Genomic DNA, 20608 nt, shown 5'->3' on the forward strand with positions numbered 1-20608 from the left:
ACGATCACGCTCAACCGTCCCGAGAAAAAAAACCCTCTGACTTTCGAGAGCTACGCCGAGCTGCGCGATCTCTTCCGCGATCTCGCTTACGCCAACGATGTGCGCGCGATCGTGTTGACGGGCGCGGGCGATAATTTCTGCTCGGGCGGCGACGTCTTTGAAATCATTGAGCCCCTCACCAAAATGGCGATGCCCGACCTCCTCGCCTTCACGAGGATGACCGGCGATGTCGTGAAAGCGATGCGCCGCTGCCCGCAGCCCATCATCGCCGCGGTCGACGGCATTTGCGCGGGCGCCGGCGCGATCATGGCGATGGCCTCGGACCTGCGGCTGGCGACGCCCGAGGCGAAGACCGCATTCCTGTTCACCCGCGTCGGCCTCGCCGGCGCCGATATGGGCGCCTGCGGCATCCTGCCCAGAATCATCGGCCAGGGCCGCGCCGCCGAGCTTCTGTTCACCGGTCGCGCCATGTCGGCCGAGGAGGGCCATCGCTGGGGCTTTTTCAACGCTGTGCACGCGCGCGCCGACCTGTTGAAGGAGGCGGGAAACCTCGCCCGCTCGCTCGCCGACGGCCCCTATTTCGCCCATGGCATGACGAAGACGATGCTCAACCAGGAATGGGCGATGGGGCTCGACGAAATCATCGAATCGGAAGCGCAGGCGCAGGCGATCTGTATGGCGACGCAGGATTTCCGCCGCGCTTTCGAGGCCTTCGCCGCCAAGCGCCGGCCCGAATTTCAGGGCGATTGAAGGAACGACATGAGCGCGCCAAAAGCAGGAATGGGGCCCGACCGCTCTTCGCTCGCCTGGCCCTTTTTCGACGAGGGCCACCGCGCCTTCGCGCGCCAGACCGATGCCTGGCTCGCAACGGCGCCGTTCGAGGGCGTCGATCACCATGACGCGGACGCCGCCTGCCGGCGCCTTGCGCCGATGCTGGGCGCGGCGGGCTTGCTCAAGCATGTCGCGCCCGGCGCTTATGGCGGCGCGCGCGAGGAGATCGATTCGCGCACGCTTTGCCTGGCGCGCGAGACGCTCGCCTGGCATGACGGCCTCGCCGATTTTTCCTTCGCCATGCAAGGGCTTGGCTCGGGCGCCATCAGTCTCGCCGGCTCCGAGGCGCTGAAAACCCGCATCCTGCCGGAGGTCGCCAAGGGCCGGCTCATCACGGCCTTCGCGCTTTCCGAGCCCGACGCGGGTTCGGACGTCGCCGCCATGGCGTGCCGCGCGACGCTGGACGGCGATCATTATGTGCTCGACGGCGAAAAGACCTGGATTTCCAACGGCGGCATCGCCGATGTCTATACGGTTTTCGCGCGCACCGGCGAGGCGCCGGGCACGCGCGGCATATCCGCCTTCGTGGTCTCAGCCGATACGCCGGGCTTCGAAATCGCCGAGCGCATCGAGGTGATTGCGCCTCATCCTTTGGCGCGGATCCGCTTTCGCAACTGCCGCGTGCCGATGGGCAACCGGCTGGGCGAGGCGGGCGAGGGCTTCAAGATCGCGATGCGCACGCTCGATATTTTCCGCCCTTCCGTCGCCGCGGCGGCGCTTGGCTTCGCCCGCCGCGCCATGGATGAGGCGCTCGCGCATGTGCGCAGCCGGCGGATGTTCGGCGGGACGCTCGCCGATCTCCAGCTCACCCAGGCCAAGCTCGGCGATATGGCGACGATGATCGACGCGGCCGCGCTCCTCACCTATCGCGCCGCCTGGCGGCGCGACGTGCAGAAGCTGCCGGCGACGCGCGAGGCGGCGATGGCCAAGATGACGGCGACCGAAAACGCCCAATGGGTGATCGACCAGGCGGTGCAATTGTTTGGCGGGCGCGGCGTGCGCAGCGGCGAGATGATAGAGCGGCTCTATCGAGAAATCCGCGCTCTGCGAATCTACGAAGGCGCCACCGAAGTGCAGAAGCTGATCGTCGCCAGGGAGATTTTGAAGGACGACATTCGAGTCTCGCAAGACCGGAATTACGGAGCGCCTCATGCATGAAATCCTTCAGCCTGAAGGCTGGGCGAAGCCGGTCGGCTATTCCAACGGAATTGTGGCGCGCGGGCGTATCGTTTTCACCGGCGGCCAGATTGGCTGGAATGCGCAATGCGCGTTCGAGTCGGATGACCTCGTCGATCAGATCGGTCAGACATTGGCCAATATCGTCGCCATTCTCGAAGAGGCGGGCGCGGGCCCCGAACATATCACATCGATGACCTGGTATCTGACGGATATTGTCGAATATCGCGCCGTTCTTAAACGCATGGGCCCGGTCTATCGCGATGTGATGGGGCGGCATTTTCCGCCGATGGCGGTGGTTCAGGTGACGGGATTGGTCGAGCCGCGCGCCAAGGTCGAAATCCAGGCGACGGCCGTCATTCCTGACTGATCGCAAAAGGCTGAAAGTCTTGACGAATCCTGACGGGAGCCCCTCATGACTGATTCCGCAGCGCCCGTTTCGCGGGCCGCCTGCGTCGTGCGCGACGCGGATGATCCGCTGCGCGCCCTGCGCGATCGTTTCATCCTTCCCGACGGCCTGATCTATCTCGACGGCAATTCGCTGGGGCCGATGCCGCGCGCCGCAGGCGCCGCTTTCGCGCGAACGATCGAAGAGGAATGGGCGCGCGACCTCATCAAAAGCTGGAACAGCGCCGGCTGGTTCGACCTGCCCTCCAAGCTCGGCGACCGGCTGGGCGTTCTGATCGGCGCAGCGCCGGGGCAAACCCTTGTTTGCGACACGACTTCCATCAATCTTTACAAAGCGATCCACGCTGCGATCGGCCTGCGGCCCGGGCGCGATGTCATCGTCGCCGAAGCGGGCTCCTTTCCCACCGACCTCTATGTTGTCGAGGGCGCGATGGCCTCCGCGGGTCGGCCGATGCAGCGGCGCCTGATCGGGCACGACGGGCCGATCGAGGCTTTGCTCGACGACAGGGTCGCGGCCGTCGTGCTCTCGCATGTGGACTATCGCAGCGGCCGGTTGCTCGACGTCGCGGACATTACGCGCAAGGTCCATGCGGCGGGTGCGCTGGTCATTTGGGACCTTTGCCATTCCGCCGGCGTCATTGAATTCGCCTTCGATGCGGAAAATATCGATTTCGCCGTCGGCTGCACGTACAAATATCTGAATGGCGGCCCGGGATCGCCGGCCTTCATTGGCGTCGCGCATCGACTTCAGGCGCAGGCGCGCAATCCGCTTTCGGGCTGGTGGGGCCATGCCGCGCCTTTTGCTTTCGATCGGGATTTCAGGCCGGATTCTGGCATCCGTCGCTTTCTGTGCGGAACGCAACCGATCCTTTCAATGCGCGGCGTCGAATCCTCTCTCGACGCGCTTGACGGCGTCGACGTCTCGGCCTTGCGCCGTAAGAGTCTCGCCCTGACCGAACTCTTCATGGCCCGCGTCGCCGCGCTTTTGCCCGATCTCGAAATCGTCACGCCGCGCGAGGCGTCGCTTCGCGGCAGCCAGGTCGCGATCGCTTTCGACAAAGGCTATCCCGTGGTGCAGGCGATGATCGAACGCGGCGTGATCGGCGACTTCCGGGCGCCCGACATCATGCGGTTCGGCTTTGCGCCGGCCTATCTGCGCTTCGCGGATGTTTGGGACGCGGCCGAGATTCTTGACGATTGTATTGGCGCCGAAGTCTGGCGCGATCCCCGCTATAGTCAGCGACACGCCGTCACCTGAGCGATAGCCAGAGCATCCCATTCCACCAGCGAGCGACCCTAACATGACCGAAACTCCCTTCGACCCATCCGAAGATGGCGCGACGATGAGTTTCAATGGACGTATGTCGTACAGCGGCTATCTCCGTCTGGACAAGCTCCTCGATGCGCAAGAGCCGCTATCGTCGGCTCATGACGAATTGCTGTTCATCATCCAGCATCAGACTTCCGAACTCTGGATAAAGCTCGCCATCCACGAGTTGAACGCGGCCTGTCAGCGGATCGCCGATGACGATCTGCGCGCCGCTTTCAAAATGCTGTCGCGCGTCTCGCGCATTTTCGAGCAGTTGAACTCGGCCTGGGACGTGCTGCGCACCATGACTCCGAGCGAATATACCCATTTTCGCGAAGCGCTCGGGCAATCCTCGGGGTTTCAGTCTTATCAATATCGCATGGTCGAATATCTCGCCGGCAACAAGAACGCCGCGATGATGCGTCCGCACGAACATGAAAGCGCGTTGCTGACCCGGCTGGAGGCTGTCCGTCAGGCGCCGAGCCTCTATGATCTGACGATACGGACGCTGCATCGACGCGGTTTTGCGATTGACGCAACAATCCTCGATCGCGATGTCGCGGCGACGCATGTCGCCAATGATAGCGTGCGCGCGGCCTGGGCGTCGGTCTATCGCGATCCCGCGCGCTTCTGGGAACTCTATGAACTCGCAGAGAAGCTGGTCGACTTCGAGGATTATTTTCGCCGATGGCGCTTCAATCATGTGACCACCGTGGAGCGGGTGATCGGCTTCAAGCGCGGCACGGGCGGCACGTCGGGCGTTTCCTATCTGCGTCGGATGCTCGATGTGGTTCTGTTTCCCGAACTATGGCAAGTGAGGACGGAGCTATGATCGCCAATGCCGGGCTCTTCCCATGACAGCCTATCCAATTTCTGACTGGGACAACGCTTACGCCAATTCGCCCTACATCGCCGAGGGGTCGGCTTATCCCGCGCGATGGGTCGAACGCGCCCGCATCTTTCGAGAGGCTTTGACGAGTGCTGGCCGGGCGAGAATCGATCTTTCCTATGGTTCGGCTCCGCGCAACAAGCTGGATCTTTTTTATCCCAAGGGTCGATGCGAGGGATTGGCCGTATTCATTCACGGCGGTTTCTGGAAGGCGTTTGACAAATCTTCATGGTCGCATCTGGCCAATGGCGCATTGTGCTCGAACTATGCTGTCGCCATTCCTTCCCATACGCTTTGCCCTGATGTGCGGATTTCGCAGATCGCCAGAGAAGTCGCCGCTGCGATCGAATATGCCGCAAACGAAGTTGAAGGGGGACTTGCGCTTTGCGGTCATTCGGCCGGCGGCCATCTGGTCACCCGAATGATTTGTCAGGCTTCGCCTCTCAGCGATCAAACGGCCTCCAGAATCGTGAGAACGGTCTCCATCGCCGGCCTCCACGATCTGAGGCCGTTGATGGCGACCAAAATGAATGATGCGCTCGGCATTGACGCGGAGGAGGCGAGACTGGAGAGCCCTGTCCTGCTGGCGCCGCGGGCGCGTCAGACGGTCACCTGTTGGGTTGGCGCCGATGAGCGTCCCGAGTTCATTCGCCAAAACCGCATCCTGGCGGATATGTGGAGCGGCTTTGATGCGACGATGGCGGTTAGGGAAGAACCGGACCGGCATCATTACAACGTTATCGATGGCTTGATGGAGCCGGATCATCCGCTGACGCAGGCGCTACTTGCGCGCTGATGGGTGGGACGCCGCGCTTGGCGCTCATCGGCGGCGCGGAATGCGACTGTATGAAGGATGCTGTATCGGGAGACGAGGAGATGCCGATCAAGGAACGGGTTCTCATAACCGGCGCCGCAGCGGGGATCGGGCGCGCCGCGGCCGACCGATGCCGCGCCGAAGGATATGAAGTGGTTGGCGTCGACCGCGACGGAGACGGCATTCGCGCCGACCTGTCGCTTCCCGATGCGACCGCGGCGGCGCTGGAGGAAGCGTTGCGGGGCGGTCCGATCACCAGGTTGGTCAATAATGTCGGCATCGTCCGTCCGGGGCCGGTCGAGGAGCAGGGCTTCGACGATCTCGAGATTGCAGTCTCGCTGAACATCCGCTGCGCCATCCAATGCCTTCAGGCCCTGTTGCCCGGGATGAAGGCGGCGCGCTTCGGGCGTGTCGTCAACATTTCATCGCGCGCAGCGCTCGGCAAGGAGCGGCGCACGGTCTATGCCGCCACCAAGTCAGCCTTGATCGGCATGGCCAAAGTCTGGGCGCTGGAGCTTGGCGGTCACGGGATCACCGCGAATGCGATTGGTCCAGGCCCGATCCGCACCGAGCTTTTCGATCAGGCCAATCCGCCAGGCCCGCGCACCCAGGCGATCATCGACGCCATCCCCGTGCGTCGCGTCGGCACGCCGGACGATGTCGCGAATGCGGTCGCCTTCCTGCTCGACGCGCGCAGCGGTTTCATCACCGGCCAGACGCTTTATGTGTGCGGTGGTATGACGGTCGGCGCGTCGGGCAGTTGAAATGAGCCAACAACCATCAAGTGGAGTCCGCGCGATGCCGGCGGCGGCTTCCAGGGCGAGCCGATATAGGCGCGCTGACTGGGCAGAGAGAGGAAAGTCATGGCGTTGGACGACTTGAAAGCGTTGGTGTTCGATGTCTTTGGCACTATGGTGGACTGGCGCGGCGGCGTGGCGCGGGAAGCCGCGCCCTTTCTGGCGCGACAGGGTAGGGGCGATGTCGATCCCGCGCTGTTCGCCGATGCGTGGCGTCGGCTTTATTCGCCCGCGATGGAAGAGGTGCGTTCCGGCAGGCGTCCCTTTACGAGACTGGATGTGCTGCATCGCGAGAACCTTGAAGCCATTCTGCCTGAGTTCGGTCTCGATCCCGCGCAGGTGGCGGCGGCGGAATTGGATGAATTGACTCTGGCCTGGCACAGGCTCGATCCGTGGGCCGATGTCGTGGCGGGGCTGGCGCGGCTGAAGTCACGCTATATCATCGCGCCACTCTCCAACGGCAATATTGTCTTGATGCTGAACCTGGCCAAGCGCGCCGGGCTGCCCTGGGATGCGATCCTTGGCGCCGAGGTGTCGCGCGCTTACAAGCCGACGCCGGAAGCCTATCTGCGCACCGTCGAAGTTCTGGCGATGCGGCCGGAAGAGGTATGCCTCGTCGCGGCGCATAATGGCGATCTCGCCGCGGCGCGGAAATGCGGTCTTCGAACGGCCTTCGTGCCGCGGCCGACCGAGCATGGCGCGGGCCAGACCTCGGATCTGGCGCCGGACCAAGATTGGGATGTCACGGCCAGGGATTTTGGGGAACTGGCGGGAAAGCTGGGTCTATAGAAGAAGCGGGACGGACCGCCACGCGCGGCCTTCGCGAACTGACTGCAATCGCGCTATTGTCGCAGGCAGGATTCGAATCGACCGAATCGCGAATGCGCGCGGAAAAAAGAGATGGCGGAAACCCCTGGGACGACGGCCCTGGCAGGCGGCGGAGCGGCGCAGGCGAGCGTCGGCGTCGGCCGCATCGTCCTGGCCAGCCTCGTTGGCACGACGATCGAGTTTTATGATTTCTACATCTACGGCACTGCCGCCGCGCTGGTGATCGGCCAGACTTTCTTTCCGCAATCAGCGCCCGGATCGCAAGCGCTCAACGCCTTCCTGACTTTCGGCATCGCTTTCCTTGCCCGCCCTGTCGGATCGGTCCTGTTCGGGCATTTCGGCGACCGGATCGGACGCAAGTCGACGCTTGTCGCCTCGATGCTCGTCATGGGCCTGTCGACGACGCTGATCGGCATCCTGCCGGGCTATGCGCAAGCCGGAGTTCTGGCGCCTTGGCTATTGTGCCTGCTGCGGTTTGGCCAGGGCGTCGGGCTTGGCGGTGAATGGGGCGGCGCCGCTTTGCTCGCTACCGAGAATGCGCCCCGTGGCCGCCGCGCCTGGTTCGGCATGTTTCCCCAGCTTGGACCGCCGCTCGGGTTCTTTATGGCCAATGGCCTGTTCCTGGCGCTTCTCCTCGGCCTCGGCGAAGAATCCTTTGTCGCCTGGGCGTGGCGCATTCCTTTCCTGATCAGCGCCGTCCTTGTGGCGATCGGGCTGTATCTGCGCACATCGATCAGCGAAACCCCGGCATTCCGTGAAACCCTGGCGCGCAACGAACGCGTCAGAGTTCCGTTGCTTGACGTGTTGGCCGATCATTGGCTGCCGCTGATCCAGGGTTCGCTATCGATCGTCGTCTGCTACGCATTGTTCTACATATCGACGGTTTTCGCGCTGGGCTACGGCGTGAACGTGCAGCACATTCCCCGCACAAATTTTCTGGGCATGCTCTGCGTCGCTGTGCTGTTCATGGCGGCGGCGACGCCGCTCTCGGCGGCGCTCGCCGACAGGTTCGGCCGTCGACCGGTATTGCTTGGCGCCAGCGTTCTGGCCGCGCTCGTGGGCTTTGCATTGCCGAGCCTTCTGAGCGGCGGCGCGATGGAGACGCTTCTGTTCTTGTCGCTCGCCCTTGGCGCGATGGGCCTGACCTTCGCGCCGCTCGGCGCCCTGTTGCCGGAGCTCTTCCCGACGGCGGTCGCTTATACCGGCGCCTCAAGCGCGTATAATCTGGGCGGCATTCTCGGCGCTTCGCTCGCGCCGTACCTCGCCCAATTGCTGCTGGAGCGCGGCGGCCTGCCCTGGGTCGGCGATTACCTCATTCTCGCCGCGACGATCAGTTTCCTCAGCGTGCTGAGCATGAAGGAAACGAGGAAGGCTTAATCAGGCGCCGCGGACGCCAACTCACGGATGATGGAATATCTCTTGCGTGCTCGCCCACCACTCGCCCTCCGCGCGTGTTTCGAGGGGCTCCTGGCACGGGTCAGTGAGCGCCCACCATGCGCGGGTGACCGGATCGGCCGCCATTTTGCGTGCATCCGCCGCGAAATCCTCGCCATGATATTCCCAATAGGCGAACAGGAGGTTTTCCGGCTCGCGCAGGAAAATCGAGAAATTACGGATGTTGCACGCGCTGATCGTGGCGAGCACGCCGGGCCAAGCCGCCGCATGCAGAGCTTTATATTCCGCCGCTTTTTCCGGGCGAAGCCGATTGCAGAGACCCATTCGCCGCATGGCGGCGCTCCCTTTCTGTTGTGATCACGCGAAAGCGTCGATCTATTCAGTCTTTCTTGCCAACGTTCCGCAGGCTGCCTTCAAGCGTCAAACGCTCGATGGCTTCGAAATCCCATTCTATGCCGAGCCCCGGCGAAGCGCTCGGCATCGCAAAGCCGTCGCGAATCGCCATGCGCTCGGCGGTGATGTCGTCGAGCTGAGGAATATATTCGAGCCAGCGCGCGTTCGGCGCGGCGCAGCACAAAGCGACATGCAGCTCCATCAGAAAATGCGGGCAAACGGGAATGTTAAACGTCTCGGCAAGATGCGCGACCTTCAGCCATGGCGTCACGCCGCCGATGCGCGCGACATCGACCTGCACGATCGAACATGCGCCGCGCTGCAGGTATTCGCGAAAATGCAGCGGGCTGTAGAGGCTCTCGCCGATCGCTATCGGAATCGACGTGCCGCGCGACAGCCGGACATGGCCGTCAAGATCGTCGGCGGGCAGCGGTTCCTCGAACCAGCCGATATCGGCGGGTTCATAAAGCCTCGCACGCCGGATCGCCTCGTCCACCGTGAAGGCTTGATTGGCGTCGGTGAAAATCTCGAAGGCCGGCCCGACGGCCGATCGAACCGCCGCCAGCCGCTCGACATCTTCGCTTGCGGGCCGGCCGACCTTGATCTTGGATCCACCGAAACCGGCGGCCTTCGCTTGCAGCGCATCGGCGACCAGCGCCTCTGTCGGCAGATGAAGCCAGCCGCCCTCGGTGGTGTAGAGGCGGATTTCTTCCCGCGCGCCGCCCGCCATCACATGCAGCGGCAGCCCTGCCTTGCGGCAACGCAAATCCCAAAGCGCCGTATCGATCGCCGCGAGCGCGAGCGAGGTGATGGCGCCGACGCTGGTCGCATGCGTGAGGAACAACAGATCGCGCCAAATCTGCTCCACCATGCCGGCGTCGCGTCCGATCAGCGTGGGCGCCAGCGTCCGGCTCAGCAATTCTACGACGGAATGGCCGCCAGCGCCGATCGTATAGCTATAGCCCGTACCGACAGCGCCATCCGAATCGGTGACGCGCACGATCGGCGTTTCCTGGCTGATGAACGACTGGATCGCATCGACGCGTTTCACCTTGGGTTTCAGATCCACCATGCGGATTTCGACCCGCTCTATCGTCGCCATGAATCCCTCCCGATCTTGCCATTCCTAGATTTGGCATAAGCCGACTCGCCGGTTTGGCGGCACTTTTAGTCGACGAAATATTTTTCGTGCTTTCCGATCAGCGTTTCCAGCATCGTCGGCGCCTGTTCGAGATGATATTCGAGCCGCGCGAGTGCGCCTTCGCAATCGCTTGCATCGAGGGCGTCGAGAATGGCGCCGTGTTCGGCAATGACTTTCGGCAGACGGCCCTGTACGGCGGAAAGCCGATGGACGCGATCGACGCGCGCCTTCATGGTCTGGATCGTGCTCCACACGCCTTCCAGCTCCGCCGCTACACAAAACGATCGGTGAAAAGTTTCGTCGAGCGCGTGAAAATCATCGAAATCCTCAGCGCCGAGCGCCGCCGCTTGCCGGTCGACGATATAGCGCGCCCTTGAACTATGGAGCGCGCTCCACGATGCGGCGGCGCGGCGCAGCACCGCGAGTTCGAGCGCTTTGCGGCTGAAATGATTTTCCCTCACGGCGCTGAGCTTGATCGGCGCGACGAAACTGCCTTTCTGCGGGAAGACCTCAATCAGCTCGTCTTCAACCAGACGGATGATGGCCTCACGCACCGGCGTTCGCGAAACGCCGATGTGACGGCAGATGCGATTCTCGCTGATCGAACTGCCGGGCGGAAGTTGCAACGAGACGATGGCCTTCTTGAGCGCCTCGTAGACCTGGGCGCTGACCTGTCGGCGCGGATCAAATTTTATGTGCAACTGGAGCGCGGAATCGTCTTCGACTTCCGCCTCCGGTTCCGCTCCGATCTCAACCGGCATCGCATCGTCTCCCGACTCTCGATCAAAGCATAAAGGCGTTGCGCATTTCATGCTTGTATACTAGGGTACTATGTGATCGCAAGGGGTCGCCCACGATTGCCGGCCGTCCTGTCAACGAACAGGCCGAGAGGAAACCAGGAGGATCAAGATGTTACGCTCAGAATCCGTGTTGAAGATGTTTGCCGCCGCCGGTCTGGCGCTTGCGGGATGGGCGGCGCCCGCTGCGGCCGCCGACGCTACCAAGGTCGCTCTCGTCCCCGGCGGTCCGCATCCCTATTTTGCCGCCTGGGAGAAGGCCGGCCAGGATGCGATGAAGGATTTCAAGCTCGGCGCGGCCGACTATCGTGTGCCCCAGAAATGGGAATTGAGCCAGCAGAATTCCCTTCTCGAGAGCTTGCTCAGCCAGGGCTACAACGCATTCCTCGTATTTCCCGGCGATCCGGTCGGCTCCAACAGCACCGTCGCCGAGCTGACCGAAAATGGCGCGCCCGTCATCGCGACTGCGGGTTGCCTGAAAGAGCCGACGACCGCTCTGTTCTGCTTTGGCACCGACACCGGCAATTCGGCTTATCTCGGCACCAAGGAGCTCATCAAGGCGATGGGCGGCAAGGGCCGCATCGTCCACCTCACGGGATTCCTCGTCGACCCCAACACGCAATTGCGCATCGACGCAGTGGAGAAGGCCGCCAAAGAGACCAATGGCGCGGTGAGCGTCGTTCAGGTGATCGCCGATATCGACGCGCCGGAGCCGGCAGAAGAGAAGATCAACGCCTATCTCGCCGCCCACGCCAATGACGTCGACGGCATCGTCACCACCGCCTGGGTTCCGGCTGTTGTGGCGTCCAACGCGCTGCGCAAGATCGGCGACAAGCGCATCAAAATGGTCGGCATCGATCATGACGAAGTCGTGCTGAAGGCGATCAAGGATGGCTATGTCAACGGCACGATGCTGCAGAACCCTTACGGCCAGGGCTATATCGGCTCCTATGCGCTCGACCGCATCCGCAATGGTTGCAAGGTGAAGGCCGGCGCGCCGTTCAAGACGATCGCGCTGACCAATCGCTTCATCGATTCGGGCACGGTCTATGCCGACAAGGACGCCGTCGACAATTACGTCGGCTCCATGCAGGCGATCACCAAGAAAATCTTTGCCGATTTCGCGAGCACCTATCTGACTTGCCCTTGAGAAGGTCGGATACGCGAAGCGTATGGACGATCGCCAAGCCGGATCAGCCCGGCTTGGCGCCGCAAAGTCTCTGCCTTTACGCGCTCCGCGATGGGCTTTTTTCCCGTCGCGGAGATCATTGCAGCCAAGCGAAGGATGTAGCATGAACGCGCCAACTTCAGTCGAAGGCGCCGCAATGGCTGAGAGCGAACCGCCGGCCCGCGACGATGGCTTGTCGCAAAAGGGCGCGCCCGGATGGACGCGCTTCCTGCTCACCAATGAATTTGGTCTCGTCACGCTGATCGTCATCTTCGGCGCTGTCTTTGCGCTCGGCACGCCTGGCTTCAGCTCGCCATTCAATCTCTTCACGCTCGGCCGCACGATGGCGATCGACATCATGATCGGCTTTTCAATGATGGTGGTGATTGTCACCGGCGGCCTCAATCTTTCGGTCGGCGCAATCGGCGTGTGCGTCGCGATTGGCTGCGGCTGGCTCCTTGAGGTCGCCGGAGCGCCCCTCGCCCTCGCCATTTTCGCCGCGCTCGCCTTGGGCGCCGCGCTCGGCGCCTTGAACGGCGTGCTGATCGTGCGTTCGGGCTTGCATAGCTTCATCATCACTTTGGCGACGATGAGCGTTTTCTTCGGCCTGATGCTGTTCCTGACTCACGCCAACGCCTACCGCCAAGTGCCGTTGGAGTTTTCCGCCTTCGGCAAGATGCGGTTCGCCGGCTATCTCTCGCCTTTGCTCCTCGTCAGCATCGCGATCGGTCTGCTCCTCGCCGGCCTTTATCGCTTCACCCCATTGGGTCGCGAAATGCTCGCGGCGGGCGCCAAGGCCGCGGCCGCTGAATTGTCGGGCGTACGCGTCGGCCGGACCATCGTGATCTGTCATGCGCTGTCGGGCGTGTTGGCGGGGATCGCGGCCGTCATGGTCGTGGCGCGCACCGGCGCCGCTATCCCCCAGATGGCGGGCAATCTCGGCCAGGATTGGCTGCTGCCGGCGTTTCTGGGGCCGGTGCTTGGCGGGACGCTGCTCGCCGGCGGACGCGCGTCGGTGCTCGGCACGTTTCTGGGCGCGGCGCTGGTCAGCGAGCTGACCAACGGCCTGCTGCAATTCCGCATCGGCGAATTCTGGGTGCAGACCTGGCTTGGCCTTCTTCTCCTGCTCGCCGTGCTGATGGATCTTGCGCGACGTTCGTTCCTCGCCAGGCGCGGAGTTTGATCCGATGACGCCCGTGATATCGCGCCTTGCACGCACCGACTGGTTTGGCCCGCTCGCGGTCATCGTGTTCGCCACAATTATCGTGAGCGCGTTTGACCCTTCGTTCCTGTCGCCGTTCAACATCCAGATCCTGATGCTCGCGGTGGCCGTAAACTGCGTCATCGCCATGTCGCAGATGGTCATCATTGCGATCGGCCAGATGAATCTGGCGGTCGGCGCGATCGGCGGCCTCGCGGCGATCTCATTTGCGGGGATGATGCAGATATGGGGGCTGCCGCCGCTGCTGGCGGCGGCGGCCGCGCTCGCCCTCGGAATCGTCGCCGGTCTCGCCAACGGCCTGCTTATCTCGGCGACAGGCATTTCGGCGTTCATCATCACGCTTGCGAGTCTGTCGATCTTCAAGGGCGCCAATCTGGGCATCACGCGCGCGCAACCTTTTTACGGCGTGCCTGAAAGCGTCAAGGCCTTCGGCAATACGACGATAGCCGGCCCGATTCCCTGGCTGGCGCTGCCTGCGGCCCTGGTCATCGCGGCGATGTGGTATCTGCTCTACCGCCAGCGCATCGGGCGTTACATCCTCGCCGTTGGCGGCAACCAGAGCGCCGCCGAATTGTCCGGCATATCGGTCCCGAGCGCCGTGCTCTGGGCGCATGCGATGTCCGGCTTCCTCGCCGCGCTTGCGGGCGTGTTGCTGGTCGCGCGCCTTCAACTCGGCGAGCCGACCATCGGCGATGACTGGCTGATCCTGTCCTTCGCCGCCCCCGTCATCGGCGGCGCTGTCCTTTCCGGCGGCCATGTCAGCGTATTCGGCACCTTGTTTGGCGTGGTGATCGTCGCGATCATCACGCAGGCGCTGGTGATTTTCCGGATTGATCCTTTCTTCGTTCAGGTCGTGCTCGGCCTGCTGATCCTCTGGGCGGTCGGCGTCAACCGGTTGCGCGAAGTCCGGATGCAACGCACGTTGAAGAGGGCCTGATCTTGGACAATGTGGGATTTGAAGCGCGCGGCGTCCGAAAGACTTTTCCTGGCGTGCTCGCATTGCAGGACGTCGGCATCAAGCTGCGCGGCGGCTCGATCCACGCGCTGCTCGGCGAGAATGGCGCCGGCAAGTCGACGCTGATCAAGATCATCACCGGCGTGCATCGCCCGGATTCGGGCGAAATGCTCCTCAATGGCGCTCCTGTTCGTTTCGAAGGGCCGCGCGAGGCGATCGCCGCGGGGATCGGCGTCGTGCATCAGGAGCGCAATCTGGTGCCGCGATTTTCGGTCGGCGAGAATATTCTCCTCGAACGGCTCGGCGGCGGTTTGTTGCGCCCCATCGACTATGCGGCGATCCATGCGGAAGCGCGACGTTGGCTCGACGTCCTCGAACTCGACCTCGATCCGCGCACGCCGGTCTCACAGCTCAATGTCGCCAAGATGCAACTCGTCGAGATCGCCAAGGCGTTGTCGCTGCGCTCGCGCGTTCTCCTGCTGGACGAACCGACCGCCTCTCTCACCCCGCATGAATCGCTGGTCCTGTTCGGCCTGCTGCGCAAGCTGCGCGACGAAGGCGTCGGCATCCTTTTTGTCAGCCACAAACTTGAGGAGGTGCAGGCGATTTGCGACGAGGTCACGGTGCTGCGCGACGGCCGCAACGCGTGCGAAAGCCGGTCGATGGCGGGGCTGGAGCGACAGGACCTCGTGCGCCTGATGATCGGGCGCAGCGAACAGATCCCGAATTGGACGCCGCGTGACCGCGGCGCCGCCGAGCCGATGCTGGAACTGCGCGACGTTTCGACTTCGCTCGGCCACAAAGCCGTGGACCTCACCGTGCGGCGCGGCGAGATCGTCGGCCTCTACGGTCTCGTCGGCGCGGGCCGGACGGAGCTCGCCAAATGTATCCTCGGCCTCCATGCGATCACGCAGGGCGCAATCGTCGTGGCCGGTAGGCCTGAGCGCATCGCCGACGTCGCCGACGCCGTTCACCGCTGCAAGATCGGCTACATCAGCGAGGACCGCAAGCAGGAGGGGCTCGTCCTCACCCATTCGGTGCTGCAAAACGCCGGGATCACCGTATGGCGGGGACTTGCGAACCGCTTGCGGCTGCTCGGCGACCGCACCGTCCGCTCCCATGTTTTGCCTTTCATCCGCAAGCTCGAAGTGCGCACGCCATCGCTCGCCCAGACGGTCAGCAATCTGTCAGGCGGCAATCAGCAGAAGATCAGCGTCGCCAAATGGCTCGCCGCCGGCGCGCGTATTCTGATCGTCGACGAACCCACGGTCGGCATCGACATCAAGACGAAAGCCTATATCCACGAGTTGTTGCGCCAGCTTGCGGATGAAGGAACGGCGATCCTCCTGATTACGAGCGACATGCCCGAGATCATCACGCTCGCCGATCGAATTGTCGTGATGGATGATTATCGGATCAAAGGCGACATCATCAACGACCGGAGCTACGCGCCGATGAGCGAGCGGATCATGCATCTTATCCATGACCGCGATGCGGCCTGACGCCGCTGCGCGTTGCGAGCGTCGCGGGCGGTTCCGAACGGCAAAATAATCTGATCAGACGCGCATGATCGCGCGGGACGCGCTCCGATCTCGCCGTCGCCCTGCGTCGCTTCCTTGCCAGGCGAAGTCCGGTCGCCTGGGGTTGGGCAACACGAATCCGTGATCGGCCCCAGGATAGAAGCCGGGGCATGCGGCCCGGGCAGACCTATGAAGGCGCTGGACCAATCGCGACGCGCGCGCTTAGATGGGGCGGTCTGGATGTTCCAAACCCTTGACCGCTCGCCAGTTCGCGCACGGCGAGCCGTTGGCGACATGCGGGCGATAGAAGCTCCAGATGACGGGGAGAATGAAGATGAGGTTGTCGCTCAAGGCGAAGAGGCTTGCTCTTGCCGCGCTTGGCGCCGCCGCGGCGATCGTCTGGCCGGCGCTTGCGCCGGACGCCGGGGCGAAGACTTTGCGTTTCGCCTTCCAGGGCGAATTGAAGTCCGTCGACCCCTATCAGATCAATGAGAGCTTCAGCCTGAGCGTCAATGAATCGGTCTATGAAGGGCTCGTTCGGCGCGGACCCGACATGAAAATCCAGCCCTGCCTCGCCGAAAGCTGGGAACTGCTCGATCCGCTGCACTGGCGCTTCCATCTGCGCAAAGGCGTGAAATTCCACGAAGGCCAGGACTTCACGGCGGACGACGTTGTTTTCTCCGCGGCGCGCGTTCGCGGCGCGGGCTCCGACTTGAAGGGGCGCATTCCGGCCGACGCCGACGTCGTCAAAGTCGACGATTATACGGTCGACGTCATCCTCAAGGCGCCGAACCCGCTGCTGATCAACGAATGGGAGAGTTGGGGCATCTTTTCCAAGAAATGGTCGGAAGAACACGGGGCGATGGACGCGACGGCGATGAACGCCACGACGCCGCCCTATGCCGCGCTGCACGCCAACGGCACCGGCCCCTTCATTCTAGTCAGCCATGAGCCGGGCGTGAAGACCGTCTGGAAGACCAATCCGAACTGGTGGGATAAGCCCAGGCACAATCTCGACGAGGTGGTCTTCACGCCGATCGCCAATAATGCAACGCGAGTCGCGGCGCTCTTGTCGGGCGAGATCGACTGGATGGATCCGGTGCCGCTCAACGACCAGGCGCGCGTCAACGCCAATCCGGACACCCAGGTCCTGGCGGGTCCCGAGATCCGCACCATTTTTCTCGGCATGGACCAGTTTCGCGACGAGCTTGGCCATTCTAACGTCAAGGGTAAGAATCCCTTCAAGGACGTGCGGGTGCGCAAGGCCTTCTATCAGGCGATCGACGAGGATGCGATCAACCAGAAGGTCATGCGCGGACAGGCGGCGCCGTCGGCTCTAATGATCGCGCCCTCGATCTACGCCGAAGCAAAGGATTTCAAACGCATCCCCTTCGATCCGCAGGCTTCGAAAAAGCTGCTCGCCGATGCTGGCTATCCCGATGGCTTCGAAGTGCAGATGGATTGCCCGAACGACCGCTACGTCAATGACGAGCAGATCTGCCAGGCGGTCGTGGGAATGCTCGCGCGTGTCGGCGTCAAGGTGAACCTGAACGCCGAGCCAAAGTCGAAGTTCTTCGCCGCGATCACAGCGGCGGGTGGTTATGATTCGTCTTTCTATCTCCTGGGCTGGACGCCGACGACGCTCGAGAGCTTCAACGTGTTCCAGTACATCATCGGCTGTCGCGACCAGAAGACCAATTGGGGCGGCAACAATGTCGGCGACTATTGCAACCCCAAAGTCGATGCGCTTGCGAAATCGGCCTTGCAGGAGATGGACGAGAAGAAGCGCGACGATATCTACAAGCAGGCCTGGCAGATTTCGCTGTTCGACGATGTCGGCTACATCCCTCTGCATCAGCAGGCGCTGGCCTGGGGAGTGTCGCGCAAGACGCATGTGATCCAGCGCCCCGACAATTATTACATCTTCGCCTGGGTCACCATGGATTGAACCCTTGGGCGGACGTTCCTCATGATCGCGTTCATTATCCGCCGGCTGCTTGCATCTTTAGGCGTGCTGATCGCAGTCGGGCTGATCGCCTTCGTGATGTTTCGCTATGTCGGCGATCCCGTGAATCAGATGGTTGGGATCGAGACTCCAGCGGCCGAGCGCGAGGCGTTGCGCCAGCAGCTTGGCCTCAATGAGCCGGTGATTGTTCAGGCTTCGCGCTTCCTGCTCAACGCTGCGCGCTTCGATTTTGGCATATCCTATCAATTCAGGCAGCCGGTCTCCGTCATGATCGGCGCGCGCCTGCCGGCGACGCTTGAGCTCGCGATCGTCGCCTCGATCCTCTCCCTGCTGGCCGGCGTTCCGCTCGGCGTCTATTCCGCCCTGCGGCGCGACAGCGCGCTCGCCAAGCTGTTCCAGGCGCTGTCGCTCGTCGGCATCTCCCTGCCGACTTTCCTGACGGGCATCCTGCTCATCTATCTCTTCTCGGTCACCCTGGGTTGGCTGCCGTCCTTTGGCCGCGGCGCGGTCGTGCCTATCGGCTCTTGGTGGACGACGGGACTGCTCACAATGTCCGGGTTGAAATCGCTCATCATGCCGGCGATCACGCTGGCTCTCTTCCAGATGACGCTGATCATGCGCCTGGTGCGCGCTGAAATGCTGGAGGTCTTGCGCGCCGATTATATCCGCTTCGCGCGCGCGCGCGGGCTGTCCGAGCGCGCTGTTCATTTCCACCATGCTCTGAAAAACACGCTTGTCCCGGTGATGACCGTCGTCGGCCTGCAACTTGGCTCGATCGTCGCCTTCTCCATCATCACCGAGACGGTGTTCGCGTGGCCGGGCATGGGTCAGCTCTTCCTGCAGTCGATTCAGAATGTCGACATCCCCATCATGGCGGCTTATCTCCTGTTCATCGCCTTCCTGTTCGTGATCATCAATCTTGTCGTCGACCTTCTCTACGTGATCGTTGACCCGCGCCTTCGCGCCGCCGTTCATGGAGCGTCGGGTTGAGATGAGCAAACCCGCCGTCGAACCATCGACCATAGAGAGCGCGCCGCGCTCCTTCATCGGACGCCTCGCAGACAACGATCTCGTCGCGAGCTTTCTTTCCTCGAAAATAACGGTCGCGGCGGGATTGATCACCCTGATCTTGCTGCTGGCGGCGGTATTCGCGCCATTGATCGCGCCGACCAATCCGTTCAACCCCGCCACCAATTTCCTCATCGATTCGCTCACGCCGCCGCGCTTCGCCGCCGGCGGCGATCCGCGCTTTCTGCTCGGGACGGACGATCAGGGTCGCGACATGTGGTCAGCGATCCTCTATGGGCTTCGGGTCTCGCTGCTGATCGGAATCTTCAGCGTGCTGTTCGGCGGGGCGATCGGCATCACGCTCGGCCTGATCGCCGGCTACACCGGGGGGTGGATCGACGCCATCATCATGCGCATCGCCGATGTGCAGCTCACCTTCCCAGCGATTCTGATCGCGTTGCTGCTCGACGGCGTCGCGCAAGCTTTGTTGAAGAATTCGAATCGGGAAGGAACCGCATTCGGCGTTCTCGTCGTCTCGATAGGGCTTTCGTTCTGGGTGCAATATGCGCGCACCGTGCGCGGCTCCACCATGGTGGAAAAGAATCGCGATTATGTTCAGGCGGCGCGTCTCGTTGGCTTGTCGCCCGCGCGCATCCTCGTCCGACATATCTTGCCCAATGTGATGGGACCGGTGTTGGTGATCGCGACGATCAACCTCGCTCTCGCCATCATCACCGAAGCGACCTTGTCATTCCTTGGCGTCGGCCTGCCGCCGACCCAACCCTCGCTTGGAACTTTGATTCGCATCGGCCAGAATTTCCTGTTCTCAGGCGAGTGGTGGATCGTGACCTTTCCCAGCCTCACGCTGGCGATCCTGGTCCTCGCCGTGAACCTTCTGGGCGACTGGTTGCGCGATGCGCTGAATCCAAGGCTGAAATGACGAACCCGCTCCTCTCTGTCCGCGATCTGCGCGTTGAATTCGCCACGCGGCGAGGGCCGCTTGTCGCGCTCGACGGCGTATCTCTGGACATCGCGGCCGGCGAGATACTCGGAATCGTCGGAGAATCGGGCGCCGGCAAATCGCTCACCGGGCTCGCCATCATCGGCCTCCTCGATCCGCCAGGCCATATTGCGGGTGGAGAAATCAGGCTCGACGGGCGGCGCATCGACAATTTGCCGGCGGCCGAAATGCGCAAGCTGCGCGGACGCCGCATCGGCATGATCTTCCAAGATCCTTTGACCAGCCTCAATCCGCTGCTCCGCATCGGCGACCATCTGGTCGAGACGATTCTGGCGCATAGCGCGCTGACGCCGAAGCAGGCGCGCGAACGGGCGATCGCTCTGCTCAGCGAGGTCGGCATTCCCGCGCCCGAGAAACGCATCGACGGCTATCCGCATGAATTCTCTGGCGGCATGCGGCAGCGCGTCGTCATCGCCTTGGCGTTGTGCGGCGAGCCCGCTCTCGTCATTGCCGACGAACCGACGACCGCGCTTGACGTTTCGGTGCAGGCGCAAATCATTGCGGTTCTGAAGAAGCTGACGCGCGTACACGGCGCCGCGGTGATGCTGATCACCCACGATATGGGCGTGATCGCCGAAACGGCTGACCGGGTGGCCGTGATGTATGCTGGCCGCATCGTCGAGATCGGCAAGGTCAGCGAAGTCGTGCGGGCGCCGCTCCACCCCTACGCCAGGGGGTTGATGGCCGCGATTCCGACGCTAGAAGGCCGCGTTGCGCGCCTCGCGCAGATCCCCGGCGCGATGCCGCGGCTTTCGGCGATCCCGCGCGGCTGCGCCTTCAGCCCTCGCTGTCCAGAAGCCTTCGACCGCTGCCGGGTCGAACGCCCGCCGCTCCTGACGGTAGGCGACAGAAGCGCCGCGTGCTGGCTTTACGATCGCGGCCACGCGCCGGCCATGACGACGGAGATCGTGTCGTGACAAACCGGACTCCTTGGGCGGTTCTCTGGCCGATCGCTTGGGCGCTCATCCCC

The 20608-nt window shown here is 62.9% G+C and carries 20 protein-coding genes; 17 read left to right on the forward strand and 3 right to left on the reverse strand.

Annotation, left to right across the window (positions count from 1 at the left end):
- The 9 genes from GSQ90_RS27045 to GSQ90_RS27085 form a co-directional block, all read left to right on the forward strand.
- A partial coding sequence (locus GSQ90_RS27045) for an enoyl-CoA hydratase family protein (protein ID WP_158818048.1) occupies nucleotides 1-750 on the forward strand: 750 nt, incomplete at its 5' end.
- Nucleotides 751-759: 9 nt separating this feature from the next.
- Nucleotides 760-1989, forward strand: coding sequence for an acyl-CoA dehydrogenase family protein (locus tag GSQ90_RS27050; RefSeq protein WP_158818049.1), 1230 nt, complete (start codon nucleotides 760-762; stop codon nucleotides 1987-1989).
- Complete coding sequence (locus GSQ90_RS27055) at nucleotides 1982-2377, forward strand: RidA family protein (RefSeq protein WP_158818050.1); 396 nt, start codon at nucleotides 1982-1984, stop codon at nucleotides 2375-2377. Before GSQ90_RS27050 ends, GSQ90_RS27055 begins: the two co-directional genes overlap by 8 nt.
- Nucleotides 2378-2422: 45 nt before the next feature.
- Nucleotides 2423-3673, forward strand: a complete 1251-nt coding sequence (kynU, locus tag GSQ90_RS27060) for a kynureninase (protein ID WP_158818051.1) — start codon at nucleotides 2423-2425, stop codon at nucleotides 3671-3673.
- A gap of 43 nt (nucleotides 3674-3716) precedes the next feature.
- Nucleotides 3717-4556, forward strand: a complete 840-nt coding sequence (gene kynA / locus GSQ90_RS27065) for a tryptophan 2,3-dioxygenase (protein ID WP_158818052.1) — start codon at nucleotides 3717-3719, stop codon at nucleotides 4554-4556.
- A 22-nt stretch (nucleotides 4557-4578) separates the two neighbouring features.
- On the forward strand, nucleotides 4579-5409 hold the full coding sequence (locus GSQ90_RS27070; protein WP_158818053.1) for an alpha/beta hydrolase: 831 nt from the start codon (nucleotides 4579-4581) through the stop codon (nucleotides 5407-5409).
- A 50-nt stretch (nucleotides 5410-5459) separates the two neighbouring features.
- Nucleotides 5460-6191, forward strand: coding sequence for an SDR family oxidoreductase (locus tag GSQ90_RS27075; RefSeq protein WP_246731800.1), 732 nt, complete (start codon nucleotides 5460-5462; stop codon nucleotides 6189-6191).
- Between the two features lie 99 nt (nucleotides 6192-6290).
- Nucleotides 6291-7013, forward strand: coding sequence for a haloacid dehalogenase type II (locus GSQ90_RS27080; protein WP_158818054.1), 723 nt, complete (start codon nucleotides 6291-6293; stop codon nucleotides 7011-7013).
- A gap of 111 nt (nucleotides 7014-7124) precedes the next feature.
- Nucleotides 7125-8429, forward strand: a complete 1305-nt coding sequence (locus GSQ90_RS27085; protein ID WP_158818055.1) for an MFS transporter — start codon at nucleotides 7125-7127, stop codon at nucleotides 8427-8429.
- A 21-nt stretch (nucleotides 8430-8450) separates the two neighbouring features.
- Here the strand turns inward: GSQ90_RS27085 and GSQ90_RS27090 are convergent, their stop codons facing one another.
- The 3 genes from GSQ90_RS27090 to GSQ90_RS27100 all read right to left on the reverse strand — a co-directional run bounded on the left by GSQ90_RS27090 (nucleotide 8451) and on the right by GSQ90_RS27100 (nucleotide 10742).
- Nucleotides 8451-8780, reverse strand: a complete 330-nt coding sequence (locus GSQ90_RS27090) for an L-rhamnose mutarotase (protein WP_158818056.1) — start codon at nucleotides 8778-8780, stop codon at nucleotides 8451-8453.
- A gap of 46 nt (nucleotides 8781-8826) precedes the next feature.
- Entirely contained in the window at nucleotides 8827-9942 is a 1116-nt protein-coding gene (locus GSQ90_RS27095; RefSeq protein ID WP_158818057.1) for a mandelate racemase/muconate lactonizing enzyme family protein, read from the reverse strand.
- A gap of 65 nt (nucleotides 9943-10007) precedes the next feature.
- Nucleotides 10008-10742 (reverse strand): GntR family transcriptional regulator, encoded by a 735-nt coding sequence (locus GSQ90_RS27100; RefSeq protein ID WP_158818058.1) that lies wholly within the window; start codon nucleotides 10740-10742, stop codon nucleotides 10008-10010.
- Between the two features lie 175 nt (nucleotides 10743-10917).
- On the opposite strand from GSQ90_RS27100, the gene GSQ90_RS27105 reads away from it, so the two are divergent.
- The 8 genes from GSQ90_RS27105 (at nucleotide 10918) to GSQ90_RS27140 (ending at nucleotide 20555) form a co-directional block, all read left to right on the forward strand.
- The gene (locus GSQ90_RS27105; protein WP_371418459.1) at nucleotides 10918-11928 is read left to right on the forward strand and encodes a sugar ABC transporter substrate-binding protein; all 1011 of its coding nucleotides are present in this window, start codon (nucleotides 10918-10920) and stop codon (nucleotides 11926-11928) included.
- Nucleotides 11929-12070: 142 nt separating this feature from the next.
- Nucleotides 12071-13129 carry an ABC transporter permease gene (locus GSQ90_RS27110; protein WP_246731801.1) on the forward strand — a complete coding sequence of 353 codons (1059 nt, stop codon included), beginning with the start codon at nucleotides 12071-12073 and terminating at the stop codon, nucleotides 13127-13129.
- Nucleotides 13130-13133: 4 nt separating this feature from the next.
- A complete protein-coding gene (locus GSQ90_RS27115) occupies nucleotides 13134-14105 on the forward strand; it encodes an ABC transporter permease (RefSeq protein ID WP_158818060.1) in 972 nt (323 codons plus the stop codon).
- 11 nt (nucleotides 14106-14116) lie between these two features.
- A complete protein-coding gene (locus tag GSQ90_RS27120; RefSeq protein ID WP_246731812.1) occupies nucleotides 14117-15625 on the forward strand; it encodes a sugar ABC transporter ATP-binding protein in 1509 nt (502 codons plus the stop codon).
- A 352-nt stretch (nucleotides 15626-15977) separates the two neighbouring features.
- Complete coding sequence (locus tag GSQ90_RS27125; protein ID WP_158818062.1) at nucleotides 15978-17591, forward strand: ABC transporter substrate-binding protein; 1614 nt, start codon at nucleotides 15978-15980, stop codon at nucleotides 17589-17591.
- A 21-nt stretch (nucleotides 17592-17612) separates the two neighbouring features.
- Entirely contained in the window at nucleotides 17613-18599 is a 987-nt protein-coding gene (locus GSQ90_RS27130; protein ID WP_158818063.1) for an ABC transporter permease, read from the forward strand.
- Between the two features lies 1 nt (nucleotide 18600).
- Nucleotides 18601-19557, forward strand: a complete 957-nt coding sequence (locus GSQ90_RS27135; protein WP_158818064.1) for an ABC transporter permease — start codon at nucleotides 18601-18603, stop codon at nucleotides 19555-19557.
- A complete protein-coding gene (locus GSQ90_RS27140; protein WP_158818065.1) occupies nucleotides 19554-20555 on the forward strand; it encodes an ABC transporter ATP-binding protein in 1002 nt (333 codons plus the stop codon). Before GSQ90_RS27135 ends, GSQ90_RS27140 begins: the two co-directional genes overlap by 4 nt.
- Nucleotides 20556-20608: the final 53 nt, after the last annotated feature.

The organism is Methylocapsa sp. S129 (genome assembly GCF_009765995.1).
Classification (GTDB): Bacteria; Pseudomonadota; Alphaproteobacteria; order Rhizobiales; family Beijerinckiaceae; genus Roseiarcus.

Excerpts from the sequence above, each read along its gene's own strand:
- GSQ90_RS27050 (WP_158818049.1), top strand. The coding sequence starts at position 760 with ATGAGCGCGCCAAAAGCAGGAATGGGGCCCGACCGCTCTTCGCTCGCC.
- GSQ90_RS27055 (WP_158818050.1), top strand. The coding sequence starts at position 1,982 with ATGCATGAAATCCTTCAGCCTGAAGGCTGGGCGAAGCCGGTCGGCTAT.
- kynU (WP_158818051.1), top strand. The coding sequence starts at position 2,423 with ATGACTGATTCCGCAGCGCCCGTTTCGCGGGCCGCCTGCGTCGTGCGC.
- kynA (WP_158818052.1), top strand. The coding sequence starts at position 3,717 with ATGACCGAAACTCCCTTCGACCCATCCGAAGATGGCGCGACGATGAGT.
- GSQ90_RS27070 (WP_158818053.1), top strand. The coding sequence starts at position 4,579 with ATGACAGCCTATCCAATTTCTGACTGGGACAACGCTTACGCCAATTCG.
- GSQ90_RS27075 (WP_246731800.1), top strand. The coding sequence starts at position 5,460 with ATGAAGGATGCTGTATCGGGAGACGAGGAGATGCCGATCAAGGAACGG.
- GSQ90_RS27080 (WP_158818054.1), top strand. The coding sequence starts at position 6,291 with ATGGCGTTGGACGACTTGAAAGCGTTGGTGTTCGATGTCTTTGGCACT.
- GSQ90_RS27085 (WP_158818055.1), top strand. The coding sequence starts at position 7,125 with ATGGCGGAAACCCCTGGGACGACGGCCCTGGCAGGCGGCGGAGCGGCG.
- GSQ90_RS27090 (WP_158818056.1), bottom strand. The coding sequence starts at position 8,780 with ATGCGGCGAATGGGTCTCTGCAATCGGCTTCGCCCGGAAAAAGCGGCG.
- GSQ90_RS27095 (WP_158818057.1), bottom strand. The coding sequence starts at position 9,942 with ATGGCGACGATAGAGCGGGTCGAAATCCGCATGGTGGATCTGAAACCC.
- GSQ90_RS27100 (WP_158818058.1), bottom strand. The coding sequence starts at position 10,742 with ATGCCGGTTGAGATCGGAGCGGAACCGGAGGCGGAAGTCGAAGACGAT.
- GSQ90_RS27105 (WP_371418459.1), top strand. The coding sequence starts at position 10,918 with ATGTTTGCCGCCGCCGGTCTGGCGCTTGCGGGATGGGCGGCGCCCGCT.
- GSQ90_RS27110 (WP_246731801.1), top strand. The coding sequence starts at position 12,071 with ATGAACGCGCCAACTTCAGTCGAAGGCGCCGCAATGGCTGAGAGCGAA.
- GSQ90_RS27115 (WP_158818060.1), top strand. The coding sequence starts at position 13,134 with ATGACGCCCGTGATATCGCGCCTTGCACGCACCGACTGGTTTGGCCCG.
- GSQ90_RS27125 (WP_158818062.1), top strand. The coding sequence starts at position 15,978 with ATGAGGTTGTCGCTCAAGGCGAAGAGGCTTGCTCTTGCCGCGCTTGGC.
- GSQ90_RS27130 (WP_158818063.1), top strand. The coding sequence starts at position 17,613 with ATGATCGCGTTCATTATCCGCCGGCTGCTTGCATCTTTAGGCGTGCTG.
- GSQ90_RS27135 (WP_158818064.1), top strand. The coding sequence starts at position 18,601 with ATGAGCAAACCCGCCGTCGAACCATCGACCATAGAGAGCGCGCCGCGC.
- GSQ90_RS27140 (WP_158818065.1), top strand. The coding sequence starts at position 19,554 with ATGACGAACCCGCTCCTCTCTGTCCGCGATCTGCGCGTTGAATTCGCC.